Source organism: Streptomyces sp. NPDC001514, assembly GCF_053597075.1.
The window spans coordinates 25,612-39,988 of sequence record NZ_JBSFHO010000004.1; the positions used below are offsets into that span (position 1 = coordinate 25,612).

Genomic DNA, 14,377 nt, shown 5'->3' on the forward strand with positions numbered 1-14,377 from the left:
TCCGCCCTTGCCGGGGAGACTTACGGGCCGTTCGGCCGACGGGACCATCGATGGGGTTCACCGGCCACCGACACCGTTCACCGGGCCGCCACCGTGGTTCAGCGGGCCACGAACACGGCTCAGCGGGCCACCGTGGCCGCCGCCTCCGCGCCGTTGCCCTCGCTGTCGCCGCCTTCCACGACGCCGATGCCCTCGGCGCCGCCGGCGCCGGCGGCCTCGGAGTCCGACTCCCGGTCGAGCTCACCGATCGCCTGCGTACCGATGCGCTGCGCGACACCGGCGTTGCGCGCCTCGGCCTTGGCCGCCAGCGCCCGTGCCGCCGCGTCGAACTGCTCGATCGACGTGGGCTCGTCGGGCCCGAGCAGGTACTGCTTCAGTTCGCGGCGCGCGTCCGCCAGCGTGTCGGCGGCCGGGTCGGCCACGGCGGCGAGCAGCTGATCGAGCTCTTCGGCGCTGTTGGAGAGGATGACCGCGGCCCGTACGGCTGTGTTCTGCCGCTTGAACTCCTCCACGCCCAGCTCCGCCGAGTCCGTGACCGCGTACGGCTTGCCGCTCGCGATGAAGTCCGAGACGACGCTGGAGATGTCCGAGATCATGCCGTCGGACTCGTTGAAGCAGTCGTACAGCTTGGGCTCGGAGCCCGTGACGACACGGTGCTCCCACCAGCCGAAGGAGCGCCAGTACGCGTCGTTCCACTCGGCCCGGAGCGTCTTGATCTCGGCGAGCCGCTGGGGATCGGCGAGGGAGACCCGCGACTCCTCCGCCTCGTCGCCGCCCGCGCGCCCGGGCTTGGTCAGCTCGGCCAGCCCGGCCTCTATGCGGGTCAGTTCGGCGCGCGCGACGGACTGGCCGGACTGTGCGGCGGCGGCCTGCTCGGCCCAGCGGGGGTCGGTGGCCCGCTCGGCGGCGGCCTTCTGCACCATCACGGTGATCCGCTCGTGGACAGCCAGGGCCTTCTTGTTGCGGATGCCGGTGAAGGGGTGCGGCTTGTAGATGACACGCACCGGCTGATCGGCCTCGAGGAGTCGCCGGACGATGTTCTCGCCGGCGAGCAGCAGGGAGGTGTTACCGGGATCGTTGTCCCAGCCCTCCCAGGTGGGGGCGTACAGGATGGTCGGGATCGCGTTCTTGGGCGTCCCGGTCCAGGTCTTGATGGGAGCGAGCTGCGGGCGGCCCACCTCGACGATGTCGTCGTCGCGGACGCCGACGTCGGCGAGCGCGTACCGGTCGCGCCCGGCCCGGCCCGCGGTCCACACCTCGTCGTACACCTTGGAGTAGGGGTTGACGCTGGCGAGCTTGTCGCTGTCGCCGTGGCCGATGAAGACGTGCTTCATGGTCGGGACGCGGAGCATGTGGATGTTCTTGCCGACGTTGGCCGGGTAGAGCGTGACGCGGACCGTGTCGAGCTTCATCGCCATCAGGTGCTGGCCACCGGGGACGCAGAGGATCGGCACGGAGGTCTCGTTGAGCTTCGCGACGAGGTTCCGCTCGCGCATGATGATGATCGGCCGGCCCTCGATCTGCTCCATCGTCTCCAGCCACATGTTGACCTGGTACGCGGACTCGTCGGAGCCGGAGAAGTACAGGGCGACGGTGGGCTGGTACTCGCTCAGCCACTTCTGTACGGCCTTGAGCACCGCGGGCGCGGACGGCACCCGGCGCTTGCGGCGCAGATAGGGCACGAGGGCCGCGGTGTAGAGCAGGCCCAGGCCGATGGTGACGGCCGCGCCGACGTATCCGACGAGGTAGCGCCCGGTCGCGGCCGCGATGATCACGCCCGCCATCGCCGGGATGTCGAGGTGGAGCATCTTCTCGCCGGAGCGGCGCAGCAGGGCGCGCGGCGGGGCGTCCGGGATGCGTACGGCGTTGAGGTCGACGTTACGGGTGACGACCGGCATCGTCCGGCGCAGCCTGATCAGGGTGGTCAGCGCGCCGTGCGGCGCCTGGAGACCGTAGAAGAGCAGGAAGCAGGCGACCGCCGCGTAGAAGACCGGCTGCTCGGCGAGGCCCTCGCGGGCGAGGAGCAGGATCAGCAGCAGCTGGCGGAGCAGGAAGCGGATCGGCAGACCGGCCCGGACCTTGTTGAGCCGGTTGACCAGGTAGCTGCCGCGCTGGTGCAGGAACCAGTCCGAGGCGTAGGTCACGGCGGCGGCCACCGCGAACATCCAGATGTCCGGGATCAGCGCGGCGATCATGACACACGGGTAGCCCAGTCCCATCAGGACTGCCGCGGCCAGCTCTGACCGGCTGCCCACACGTGCCAGGCGAATGGCGGTCGAAATCACGTAGAACCTGCTCCAAAGGTGCCGGTTGATTCACGTTGTTGCGGGAAGTGTGAAGGGGGAGCTTCACGAACTCGGGCCTCTGTATTCGCCGAGGCGACAACAGAGGCCCGAATTAGTCCATTAACGGAGGATTATTACACATCCTCCTGGCGGTCAAGAACGGACGCCAGCGCCTGCTCGAATCCGGAGGCCTCGCTCGCCTCGCGGGTCGGGTCCTGCTGGCGTACGTCGATGACATGGCCGGTCAGCTCGGAGAGCAGCACGTCCAGCGAGGTACGGGCGACGGCCTCGGAGGAGAGGAGCGAACCGGCGGGCTCCTGGCCGAACGCCTTGGTGCGCATCGGCGTCGCGGTGCGCTCCGGGTTGACGCAATTCACGCGGATTCCGTCGGCCGCCCATTCGTCGGCGAGGGCCTGGGTGAGATTCACCATGGCCGCCTTGGTGGACGAGTAAAGGCTGTACTCGGCGCGGCCGCGGGTGTAGCTGGAAGAGGTGTAGAGAAGCAGCTGCCCCTTGGTCTCGGCCAGATACTTGTACGAAGCACGCGCAATCTGGACGGGTGCCAGGTAATTGACGTTCAACGCTTCCTGAATGGTCGCGTTGTCGGTCTCGGCGAGCTTGCCGATGCGCAGCACGCCCGCAGTGTTGATCACGTAGTCGATACGGCCGCTCTCGGCGTACGCCTGCGACAGCGCGTCGTCCACGTGCTCCGGGTTCTCGACGTGGGTGCCCGTGGTGGAGCGGCCCAGGGCGTAGACCTTCGCACCGTACCGCTCGGCGAGGGCAGCTATGTCCGCACCGATGCCGTACGAGCCGCCGAAGACGACCAGGGTCTTGCCGGCGAGCAGCTCACGGTAGGCGGCCTCGTCGGCCTGGCGCGGGGCGGCGGTGGAGGCGAGCTGGAAGAGCTTGTCGGCGATGAAGACGTCGACGGGCTGGGTGACCTTCATGTTGTACTCGTCACCCGCGACGACGTAGATCGGCACGTCGGGCAGGTACTTGAGCACGACGCTGCAGTCGTCCGTGGCCTGGAAGTTGGGGTCGCCGGCGGCGATCTCGTACGCCCTGCGGATCGTGGACAGCTTGAATGCCTGCGGGGTCTGGCCGCGGCGCAGGCGGGAGCGGTCCGGGATCTCGGTGATGAACTCGCCGTCCTCGCCGTGGGTGCGCGTCACGATGATCGTGTCCGCGGAGGGGATGGCGACGTCGACGGCCTGGTAGCGCTCCAGGGCGTTCACACAGTCCGCGATCACTCGCTGTGACAGAAGCGGACGCACCGCGTCATGGAAGAGGACATTGGCGTCCTCGCCCTCCGCGAGCCCCTCGCTGAGGGCGGCGATGGCGCGCTCGGTCGTCTCGTTGCGGGTCGCGCCGCCCTCGATGACCTTGCTGACCTTGGTGAGTCCCGCCTTGGCGATGATCTTCTCGACGTCGGGCACAAAACCCGGTGCCATAAGCACGATCACGTCATCGATGGCATCGGCCTGCTCGAAGATCGTCAGGGTGTGCTCGATAACGGCCTTGCCGGCGATCTTCAGCAGCTGCTTCGGGATCGCGAGTCCCACGCGCTGGCCGGTACCACCGGCGAGCACGACTGCTGTGGTGCGGGGCTTGGCTTCGTGCGGCACGGACACAGACGACCTCTACCTTGCGTTGACGGGGGGACGGTGTGATGGTCGCACTCTCCGTGACCGTCCCGCAAGGCGGACATAGGGCTCTGACCACCCTCTCGAAACCCTGTGTTTACCGGGTGGCCAGGGATGTTGACGAAGGCGCGCCGACCCGCGAGGGTGAGCGATGCCACACCTGTGCAGCTGCGTCGTCAACGCCGCGTCAGTGGTCGGTGACATCGAGCACCAGAGCGTTCTGCTGGTCGTAGGCAAGCCTGGCCGAGACCATCAGCTGGGGGCGGCCCCGGAGCCTGCGCAGGGCTCGGCGGAGCAGGAGGAACGGGCGCCGCCGGGGCAGCAGCACAGGCGGAAAGAGGAACACGGAGCTCTTCGCCACCACGTCGTCGAGCACCCTGCCTATCCTGACCGCCTCCGCGTCCGGGGCGTACCGCAGCCAGAGCTCCCAGCGCCCGCTCTCCTCCGGGTCGGCGCCGACGGGCCCGGCCGGCCGCCGAGCGACCGCATCCGCGCAGGACAACGTTGCCCGGAAGCCGTCGTCCCCCCGCCGGATGCCGGGGTACTCCAGCTCTGCGGGCTGCCCGCCACGGCGGCGGAGCAGGAGGACGGGGCGGTCGCCCAGCGCATCCGCGGGGCCGTAGAACCGTCCGGACACCGTCACTTGAGGCCCGACGATGCGGAGGTCACCCGCCTCGGCATGGACGGGCCCCACCCAGGAGCGCAGTGCGAGCAGGTTCTTGGGCGCGCGGATGTAGGGGACGAGATGACGGACGCCCTCGCCCGGCTCCATCCGCCGCTGGGCGGTCATCGAGCCTCGCTGGTCGACGGCGCGGGCGAGGATGCCCACACGCCGGCCGGAGGAGGGGTGGTCGGCGTGGCAGATCCAGCTGCCGTCGGCGAACTCCTCGCCGCCGGCGATCGTTGCCGTCCCATCCGCCCGGAACGGGAAGACACGCTCCGCGGCCTTCTTCCCTTCGTCGGTGCACACGAGCCTCAGTCCCGGGTGAGCGGTGACAGCCGACTCGGGAGCCGTCAGCCGCACGGTCAGGCTGCCGTCGGCCTCGGCCACACAGTCGGCCACCGGTACGAAGGCGGCGGCCGCCGGTGACGGGGAGCCGGACCCGGTGTCGTGGACGGGGTCGGCTGTCCCTGCTTCGGCCTCTGCCTCTGCCTTTGCCTCTGCCTCTGCCTCTGCCTCTGCCTCTGTATACAAATCCGGTTTCCGGGAGGCGCCCGCGCCGAACTCGGCGAACAGTTCCTCGTACTGCTTGGCGACCGGCCCGGGGTCGAAACGCCGCGCGTTGGTCTGCGCTGCGGTGCCCATACGACGGCGCAGGTCCTCGTCGTCGACGAGGCGCAGCAGTGCGTCCGCGATGGCGTCGACGTCACCGACCGGGACGAGCAGTCCGTCCACGCCGTCGGCAATGATCTCGCGCGGCCCGTAGTCGCAGTCGGTGCTGACCACGGGCAGCCCGCAGCGCATCGCCTCGACGAGCGTCATGCCGAAGGACTCATGGCGGGAAGTGGACACGGCGATCGCGCCCTTGACCCACTCGGGCTCGATCGGTGAGCGCGGGCCCATGAGCTGGACGCTGTTGTAGAGGCCCAGTTCGTCGATGCGTCTGCGGAGCCGTTCCTTCTGGTTGCCCCAGCCGCAGATGCGCAGGGTCCACTCCGGCCGGGCGGCGACGACCTTGCCGAACGCCTCGATCAGCACGTCGTACTGCTTCTCCGCTGCGAGCCGCCCTGCCGCGACGATCGTGGTCCCGCTCAGGTCGGAGGGGGTGACCATGGGCTCGGGCACGCTGTTCGGAATCGCCAGTACCCGGGTGTCCGGCAGCGGCATCTGCTCCCGCCACACCGCCGCGTCGCCCTCCGAGACGGTCACAAACGCGTCGATGGCGGCGAGCTGCTCGCGCATCTCGGCGCGCAGCGCGGGCTTGTGGTGGTTGTGCGTCATGTGTTCCTGGCCGATGCGCACGGCGCACTCCGGCGCGAACTGGGCGACGTAGGCGACCAGTCCGGGCCGGGTACCGATGATCACGTCCGCGTCGGAGGCGGCGTAGTGGTCCCGTACCCGCTCGTCGGTGAGCCTGCTGTACTCCTTGAAGCGCGCCTCGTGGGCCGGGAACCGCTCGGCGGGCAGCAGCGCGAGCGGATGCTCCTTCTCGTTGTCCGGGGACGACGGGCGGGTGTCGACAAGGGGTACGACGGTGATGCGGGGGTCGATCGCGAACAGCGGCTCGTCGCGATGCCGGAAGACGGAGACGATCTCCACCTCGTGCCGGCCGGCGAGCTCCTCCGCGAGGTTGAGCGTGGTGCGTATGGTGCCGCCGATGCCGTAGATGGTGTGGATGAGGAAGGAGACCTTCATCAACGCTCCGTTCAATAACGGCTGGAGCACCCTTGCTGCCCAACCCCCCACGAGCAAGACGGTGATAGCGGGTCAGAGGTTGCGCCACCACGCGGAACTGAACGGGATTGAACGGATCGGATTTGTCCCCCTGCCCCACCCCCGTTACGGAACGGGGGCAGGGGGACAAGCCCGGGGCAGGCGCCGGCCTAGAACGGGTCGAAGTCGTCGAACTCGCGCTGCGCCTCGTCCCGTTCGGCCTCGCGGTCCTTGCGGCGCTGGGCCGCGGGACGCGGGGCCTCGAGGCGGTGGTCCTCGCCACGGCGGCCGAGCATCTCCGCGCCGGCCATCATCGTCGGCTCCCAGTCGAAGACGACCGCGTCGTCCTCGGGGCCGATGGCCACGCCGTCGCCCGCCCGGGCGCCCGCCTTCATCAGCTGTTCCTCGACGCCGAGGCGGTTGAGCCGGTCCGCGAGGTAGCCGACCGCCTCGTCGTTGTTGAAGTCGGTCTGGCGCACCCAGCGCTCCGGCTTCTCGCCGCGCACGCGGAAGAGGCCGTCCTCCTCCTGCGTGACCGTGAAGCCCGCGTCGTCGACCGCCTTCGGGCGGATGACGATCCGGGTCGCCTCCTCCTTCGGCTTGGCCGCGCGCGCCGCCGCCACGATCTCGGCCAGCGCGAAGGACAGCTCCTTCAGGCCCGTACGCGCGACCGCCGACACCTCGAAGACGCGGTAGCCGCGCTCCTCCAGGTCGGGGCGGATCATGTCCGCGAGGTCCTTGCCGTCCGGGATGTCGATCTTGTTCAGGACGACGATACGAGGACGGTCGTCCAGCCCGCCGTACTGCTTCAGCTCCTCCTCGATGACATCGAGGTCGGTCGCCGGGTCCCGCTCGGACTCCAGCGTCGCCGTGTCCAGGACATGGACGAGCACCGAGCAGCGCTCGACGTGCCGCAGGAACTCGAGGCCGAGGCCCCGGCCCTCGCTGGCGCCCGGGATCAGGCCGGGGACGTCCGCGATCGTGTAGACGGTGGAGCCGGCGGTGACGACGCCCAGGTTCGGGACGAGCGTCGTGAAGGGGTAGTCCGCGATCTTCGGCTTGGCGGCGGACAGCACCGAGATCAGCGAGGACTTGCCGGCGCTCGGGTAGCCGACCAGTGCCACGTCCGCGACGGTCTTGAGCTCCAGCACGATGTCGCCCGCGCGCCCCGGCTCGCCGAGCAGCGCGAAGCCGGGCGCCTTGCGGCGGGCCGAGGCCAGCGCCGCGTTGCCGAGGCCGCCGCGGCCGCCCTCGGCGGCCACGTACGTCGTGCCCTGGCCGACCAGGTCGGCCAGCACATTGCCCTGCTTGTCCAGGACGACCGTGCCGTCCGGCACCGGAAGCACCAGGTCCTGGCCGTCCTTGCCGGAGCGGTTGCCGCCCTCGCCCGGCTTGCCGTTGGTGGCCTTGCGGTGCGGGGAGTGGTGGTAGTCGATCAGCGTCGTGACGGACTGGTCGACGGTGAGGATGACGTCACCGCCACGGCCGCCGTTGCCGCCGTCCGGCCCGCCGAGGGGCTTGAACTTCTCACGGTGTACGGAGGCGCAGCCGTGGCCTCCGTTACCCGCGGCGACATGCAGCTCGACGCGGTCCACGAAGGTGGTCATGGATGTGCCTCCAGATGAAATACGTACGGAAAGTCTTCTCAGTGCAGTGTCTATGTGCACAACATGCGAAAGGCGGACCCACTTCCCGAACGGGAAGTGAGGTCCGCCCCTCGCGAAGAACCGATCAGGCGACCGGAACGATGTTCACGACCTTGCGGCCACGGTGGGTACCGAACTCCACCGCACCGGCCTGCAGCGCGAACAGCGTGTCGTCGCCGCCGCGGCCGACGCCCGAGCCCGGGTGGAAGTGGGTGCCACGCTGACGGACCAGGATCTCACCGGCGTTGACGACCTGACCGCCGAAGCGCTTCACGCCGAGCCGCTGAGCGTTGGAGTCGCGACCGTTCCGGGTGGACGATGCGCCCTTCTTGTGTGCCATCTCTCCTCAGTCCCTTACTTCGCAGCCGTGGGGATCGCCGTGACCTTGATCGCCGTGTACTGCTGGCGGTGGCCCTGACGACGGCGGTAGCCGGTCTTGTTCTTGTAGCGCAGGATGTCGATCTTGGCGCCCTTGTGGTGGTCCACGACCTCGGCCTGGACCTTGATGCCGGCCAGCACCCACGGGTCGCTGGTCACAGCGTCGCCGTCGACAACGAGCAGGGTCGAGAGCTCGACCGTGTCGCCAACCTTGGCAGTGGAAATCTTGTCAACCTCAACGATGTCGCCGACAGCAACCTTGTGCTGGCGACCACCGCTGCGCACGATGGCGTACACGCGGATCTCTCTCTCGCTCGGAACGGGAACCCCTGATGCCAGCCGTCCGGCACGGGCCGGGGCCCGCGACTGTCCGCAATGGATGGACGGCCTCTCCCGACCCGAGGTCGGGAGGGAGGTGCTCAGAAGCTGGCGCGCATGGAAACACGCCGACGGTCAAGGTTACGGGGCGGGCCCCAGGGGGTCAAACCGGCTCCCTACCAGCGGAACATCTGGTGGTCGAGTACCTGCGCCTGTTGAATGTTCGCTCGTGTCCCTGCGCTCCCTGATCACCGTGCCACGTCTGCTGCGCCATGGCTCGGCCATCGGCGCCGATCTGCCCCCGGACGAGGCCGTGCTCCTCGACGAGCCGCCCGCCGCGCTGCGTGCCGCCGTGTCCGCGGCCACCGCCGGGGACCATGGGCCTGCCCGTGAGCTGCTCGCAGCGACCCGGCTCGGGGCCGAGTGGGAGCGCCGCAGCTCCTACGTCGGCGTGCTGGCCGAGTCCGCGCTGCACAACCCCGGCTGGCTGGACGCCTGGCTCGACGAGTCCCCCGAGGACCCGGACGCCGTGCTGGTCAAGGCCGATCTGTGCATCGACCGGGCGTGGGCGGTGCGTACCGGGGCACGCGCCCGGCATGTGTCGCGCGACCAGTTCCAGGCGTTCTTCGCGCTGCTCGAGGACGCCGTCCCGGTGATCGGCGCCGCCGCGGAGCTCAACCCGGACGACCCGGTGCCGTGGCGGATCGCCCTCACCCACGCCCGCGGCATCCAGGCGCCGCGCGACATCTTCGACGCCTACTGGGCGGAGGCCACCGCGCGCGCCCCGCACCACTACGGCTGCCACGCCACCGCTCTGCAGTATCTGTGCGACAAGTGGTACGGCTCGCACGAGGAGATGTTCGCGTTCGCGGAGCGGGCCGCCGCCGAGGCCCTGCCGGGTTCCCTGCTGCATGCCCTGCCGCTCGACGCCGCCATCGAGTACGACGTCGTGGCCTCCGGCACCGACGACGGGCCGATCGACCGGTCCCGCATCGACGCCGCGGTGGACCGCGCGCTTGAGCTGTCCTCGTTCTACGACCCGGGCGACCCGGAAGCGGCCGGATTCCGCAACGATCTCGCCCTGGTGCTGATCCTCGCCAAGCGGTTCGAGGAGGCGCTGGACGTCTTCCGGGCGATCGGGGTGCACGCACGCTCGGGCCCCTGGGGGTACTTCGGCGACGCCCGCGAGGAGTTCCTCGAGTTCCGTACGGGCGTACGGATGCAGATAGCGAGCCGCGTCCCGTTCTTCTCCTCGCCGCCCACGTCCGTCACCGGAACCCCCGCGGCCGCCCCCGCCGGTCCCCCGGTCCACCTCCTGGCCATCGCCGCGGCGTCACCGGCGAAGGTCGCCGAGGCCGCCCTGCTCTGCGGGATCCCGCTGCGGATCGCCCCGGCCGGCAGCACGGCCAGCTATGTGGCGCTCGCGCCCGACGCGTCCCCCGGCAGGCGGGCCACACTGATCGGCGGGGACCGGCTCACCGCGGCCGCCGACACCTTCACCACCGGCGAGAGGTGGCCCGCCCTCGTGCTGCGCAGGATCGGCGACCGCGCCGGGTTCACCCTGCTCCACAAGGGCAAGGAGGTCGCCACGCACGAGTGGGACCCGGCCGCGCCCGTCGGCGACCACGCCACCGCCGCGGCGAAGGCCGCCGCGCTCGCCCGGGTCTTCGCGATCGAGGACCCGCGCCCCCTGACCGGCCTGCTGCGCTCCCCCGGCACCCCGGCCCGCCGCCAGACGGATCTCGTCGCCGCCCTCGGCCTCCCGCCGCTCCCTGACGGCTTCGGCGAGCGCCCCGATGCGCTGGCGGACGTCCCCGGCGCCCGGCTGCTGGAGCGCCGCGGGCTCCTCGCGGGCATGCGGGACACGATGGCGGACGACGGGGACCGACTGCTGACCTCCCGGCCCGGCACCGGCCCGGCCCCGCGCCCGAAGCGCTGGTGGCTGCTGCGCACCCTGGCCTTCGTCTTCTTCGGCGCGGCCGCGGCATGGGCCTGGTGGTCGCCCGGCGTCGGCGTCCTGCGCTCCGTCCTGGTCTCCTTGGTGACGGTGTACTTCGGCGCGCAGCTCGCCTCTGCCCGCACGGAGCGGCAGCGCCACTGAGCCCCGCGCCGGGGCGGCGTATGCTCGCCGGGCGAAGCAGACACCGGAAGGCAGAGAAGTGAACTACAGGGTCCAGCCCACCGCCCAGGTCGACGAGACCGCCGAGATCGGCGCCGGCAGCAGCGTGTGGGATCTCGCCCAGATCCGCGAAGGCGCCCGCCTCGGTGAGGGCTGCGTGATCGGCCGTGGCGCGTACGTCGGCACGGACGTGCACATGGGCGACAACTGCAAGCTTCAGAACTACGCCCTGGTCTACGAGCCGGCCGAGCTCGGGAACGGTGTCTTCATCGGTCCCGCGGTGGTCCTCACCAACGACCTCAACCCGCGCTCGATCGACCCCGAGGGCAAGCAGAAGCGCGGCGGCGACTGGGAGGCCGTCGGTGTGAAGATCGCCGACGGAGCCTCGATCGGCGCGCGCTCGGTGTGCGTGGCCCCGCTCGAAATCGGCCGCTGGGCCATGGTCGCGGCCGGCGCGGTCGTCACCAAGGACGTCCCGGACTTCGCGCTGGTCGTCGGTGTCCCGGCCCGCCAGATCGGCTGGGTGGGCCACGAAGGCGTACGCCTGGTCGAGCGCGAGGGCGAGGCCGGTGTGTGGGAGTGCCCGAGGTCGGGGCGGCTCTACCGCGAGACCGCCGACGGAACGCTCACCGAAGCGGTCTGAACCGCGACCGGACCAGCAGCTCCGCGGGGACCGCTCCCGGTCCCCTCGCTCTTTCGGCCACATAGGATGGCCGGGTTTACCGACGCCCCGACGCAAACGAGGCCGACAATGTCCCAGACCGATGTCCAGGTCCCCAGCCGACCGGACACGACCGAGGCGAGCGGCGCGCGAGTGCCCCGTAAGCAGGCCGCACCACGTCTGTACGCGCTCGACGCGCTGCGCGTGGTGGCCGCCCTGTCCGTCATGTTCTTCCACTACACCGGGATCGACGCGGCGACGAAGGCCAACTGGGGCGTGCACCCCAAGGAGTTGTTCCCCTCCCTGTTCCCTTTCACGGTGTACGGGAACTACGGCGTCCAGCTCTTCTTCATCATCAGCGGCTTCGTGATCTGCCTCTCGGCCTGGGGCCGTACCCCCGGCCAGTTCGTCAGGGCCCGCTTCCTGCGGCTCTTCCCGGCCTACTGGTTCTCCGTGGTGGTCGCGCTGGTGATCTGGCGGGGGCTGCCGGACGGACAGCGCCAGGCGCCCACGGTCAGCGACTCGCTGGCGAACTTCACGATGTTCCAGGTCCCGCTCTCGGCGCGCCATCTGGTCGGCGCCTACTGGACGCTGTGGGTCGAGCTCACCTTCTACATGATCTTCCTGGTGGTCCTCTGGAAGGGCCTGGACTACATGAGGGTCACGGTCTTCTGCTGGGTCTGGCTGATCGCCGGCGTCCTGATGCAGCAGCCCGGCCAGGCCGTCCCGCTGCTCAGCGTCTTCACCCAGCCGCTGAACACGGCCCTGTTCGTCGCGGGCATCGCGATGTACCTGATGTACCGCTTCGGCCCGGACCTCAAGCTGTGGGGTCTGCTCGGGGCGAGCTGGCTGGTCATGCAGCACGACCTGTTCGAGTCCGTGATGAAGGGGCGCGAGCGGGGCTACGACCGCAGCTTCTACGTGGCCCTCGCCATCGTGACCGTCTGCTACCTCCTCGTCCTCGCCGTCGCGCTGCGCAAGCTCGAGTGGGTCAGCTGGAAGTGGCTGGCAACCGCGGGCGCACTCGTCTACCCGCTCTATCTCCTCCACGAGGAGCTGGGCTGGGCGATGATCCGCGAGCTGTACGGGCGTACGGGCGCCTGGGCCACCCTGGGCATCACCACGGCCGCACTGCTCGTGCTGGCCTGGCTGGTGCACCGGTTCGTGGAAGGGCCTTCGCAGCGGTGGCTGCGCGCCGCCCTGGCGCGTGAGTCCGGCAACCCGCCGGAGATCAGCCGTATCTGAGCCGCGCACCGGCCCCGGCGCGGAAGTTCTGCGTCCGCTTTCGGCACTCGCGGGCGATGTGACGATTATCCGAAGAAAGATCAGCGTCGGAATGAACCTCACGTAATCAGCAGCCCTCATACCTCCCGAGTAAGCACTTGGGGGTATGAAATGTCGGTTCGGTCACGCCGTGCTGTGCTGGGGCTGCTGGGGGTCGGAGCGGCCGGGGTGGCGGCCTACGCCTCCCGCGACGATCTGATGCCGGAAGCCAGGGAACTCCCGGTCACCGAGCCCAAACCGCAGCCGGTCGAGCCTGCGCATTCGGTTCCCTCCCCCTCCGTCGCGGACGAGAACCTCCTGACGGGCTCCGACCAATGGCTCTCCGACCCCCGTCATCCCCAGGCCTCCGGAGACAGGCGTGGCCAGATCCAGGGGTACGCCTCGGCCACATCGGTGGGCCACGGCGAGGTGATCGACTTCCATGTCTCGGTACACGACCGTCAGCGCTACCGGATCACGGTGTTCCGGCTGGGCGACTACGGCGGCACCGGCGCCCGGCTGCGGACCACCAGCTCCAGCCTTCAGGGCAGGCGCCGCACCATACCCGAGGCCGATCCGGAGACCGGGGCCATAGCCTGCGACTGGCCCGTCTCCTGGAGCCTGCGCATCCCGTCCGACTGGATGTCCGGCCTCTATCAGGCCGTGTTCACCACCGACGACGGGCATCGCAGCAGCACGCCGTTCGTGGTGCGGGAGCCGGACCGCGCGTCCGACATCCTGGTGGTGCTGCCGTTCACCACCTACCAGGCCTACAACATGTGGCCGAAGAACGGTCACACCGGCAAGAACCTCTACCGGGGATACACCGCGTCGGGAAAGGTCGGCGGCGCGGATGAACGCGCGTACAAGGTCTCCTTCGACCGGCCGTATTCGGGCGCCGGCACTCCGAACTGGCTCCAGATGGACACCAGTTTCATCCGCTGGGCAGAGCGGGCCGGACATGATGTGACGTATGCGAGCAGTCTCGATCTGCACGAAGGAACGGTCGATACGGCCAATTACCGCGCGGTGTTCTTCCCCGGCCACGACGAGTACTGGTCCAAGCCGATGCTGGATTCCGCGAAGAAGTCCGTCTCGGCCGGAACCCACCTCGCGTTCCTCGCATCGAACAACGTCTACTTCCACGTCCGGATGGAGCCGTCCGCCGACGGTCGCTCGAACCGGATCATGGCCTGCTACAAATCGTCGGCCGACCCCGCCCCCGACAAGGCCGGTTGCACCTCCCGCTGGCGGGAGCTCTCACCGGATCAGCGGCAGGCCGAGCAGAGTCTGCTCGGAATCCAGTTCAACGGGATCCTGAAGGATCCCGCGCCGCTGGTGGTCAAGGAGAGCGGGCACTGGTTCTGGGCGGGCACCGGGCTGCGTGAGGGCGCCCGGCTGCCCCGGATGGTCGGGGTGGAGGCGGACGGCTACGACCCGAAGGCCCCCAGCCCGCCCGGCGCCCGGCGCACCCTGCTGGCCGAGTCGCCGTACCGCGACAAGCGCGGCAAGGGGAAGCGCCGTGTCCAGCACACCGCCCTCACCGAAATGCCGAGCGGCGCCATGGTGTTCGTCGCGGGCACCTTCCACTGGGCGCTGGCCCTGGACGACCCGGAGTACCGGCACGAGCACATTCGGACGGCGACCGCGAACCTGGTCACCCGGATGCTGCGCTAGGGCCTGTCCT

At 69.8% G+C, this 14,377-nt stretch carries 10 protein-coding genes; 4 read left to right on the forward strand and 6 right to left on the reverse strand.

What is annotated here, in order from left to right; translation table 11 throughout:
• Positions 1–119: 119 nt before the first annotated feature.
• The 6 genes from ACWCXB_RS06315 to rplU all read right to left on the reverse strand — a co-directional run bounded on the left by ACWCXB_RS06315 (position 120) and on the right by rplU (position 8,626).
• Positions 120–2,285 (reverse strand): hypothetical protein, encoded by a 2,166-nt coding sequence (locus ACWCXB_RS06315; RefSeq protein WP_450719589.1) that lies wholly within the window; start codon positions 2,283–2,285, stop codon positions 120–122.
• Between the two features lie 134 nt (positions 2,286–2,419).
• Positions 2,420–3,919 (reverse strand): SDR family NAD(P)-dependent oxidoreductase, encoded by a 1,500-nt coding sequence (locus ACWCXB_RS06320; RefSeq protein WP_450719591.1) that lies wholly within the window; start codon positions 3,917–3,919, stop codon positions 2,420–2,422.
• 199 nt (positions 3,920–4,118) lie between these two features.
• Positions 4,119–6,287 carry a glycosyltransferase family 4 protein gene (locus ACWCXB_RS06325; protein ID WP_450719593.1) on the reverse strand — a complete coding sequence of 723 codons (2,169 nt, stop codon included), beginning with the start codon at positions 6,285–6,287 and terminating at the stop codon, positions 4,119–4,121.
• A 188-nt stretch (positions 6,288–6,475) separates the two neighbouring features.
• Positions 6,476–7,912, reverse strand: coding sequence for a GTPase ObgE (gene obgE, locus ACWCXB_RS06330; RefSeq protein ID WP_450719595.1), 1,437 nt, complete (start codon positions 7,910–7,912; stop codon positions 6,476–6,478).
• 124 nt (positions 7,913–8,036) lie between these two features.
• Positions 8,037–8,291 (reverse strand): 50S ribosomal protein L27, encoded by a 255-nt coding sequence (gene rpmA / locus ACWCXB_RS06335; protein WP_189937709.1) that lies wholly within the window; start codon positions 8,289–8,291, stop codon positions 8,037–8,039.
• Positions 8,292–8,305: 14 nt separating this feature from the next.
• The gene (rplU, locus tag ACWCXB_RS06340) at positions 8,306–8,626 is read right to left on the reverse strand and encodes a 50S ribosomal protein L21 (RefSeq protein ID WP_017944922.1); all 321 of its coding nucleotides are present in this window, start codon (positions 8,624–8,626) and stop codon (positions 8,306–8,308) included.
• Positions 8,627–8,876: 250 nt separating this feature from the next.
• Between rplU and ACWCXB_RS06345 the strand changes: the two genes are divergently transcribed.
• From ACWCXB_RS06345 to ACWCXB_RS06360, 4 genes are all read left to right on the forward strand, one after another.
• Positions 8,877–10,748, forward strand: coding sequence for a hypothetical protein (locus ACWCXB_RS06345; protein WP_450719597.1), 1,872 nt, complete (start codon positions 8,877–8,879; stop codon positions 10,746–10,748).
• Positions 10,749–10,806: 58 nt separating this feature from the next.
• Positions 10,807–11,409 (forward strand): acyltransferase, encoded by a 603-nt coding sequence (locus ACWCXB_RS06350; protein WP_450719599.1) that lies wholly within the window; start codon positions 10,807–10,809, stop codon positions 11,407–11,409.
• A 108-nt stretch (positions 11,410–11,517) separates the two neighbouring features.
• The gene (locus ACWCXB_RS06355; RefSeq protein WP_450719601.1) at positions 11,518–12,672 is read left to right on the forward strand and encodes an acyltransferase family protein; all 1,155 of its coding nucleotides are present in this window, start codon (positions 11,518–11,520) and stop codon (positions 12,670–12,672) included.
• Between the two features lie 150 nt (positions 12,673–12,822).
• Positions 12,823–14,367 (forward strand): N,N-dimethylformamidase beta subunit family domain-containing protein, encoded by a 1,545-nt coding sequence (locus ACWCXB_RS06360; protein ID WP_450719603.1) that lies wholly within the window; start codon positions 12,823–12,825, stop codon positions 14,365–14,367.
• Positions 14,368–14,377: the final 10 nt, after the last annotated feature.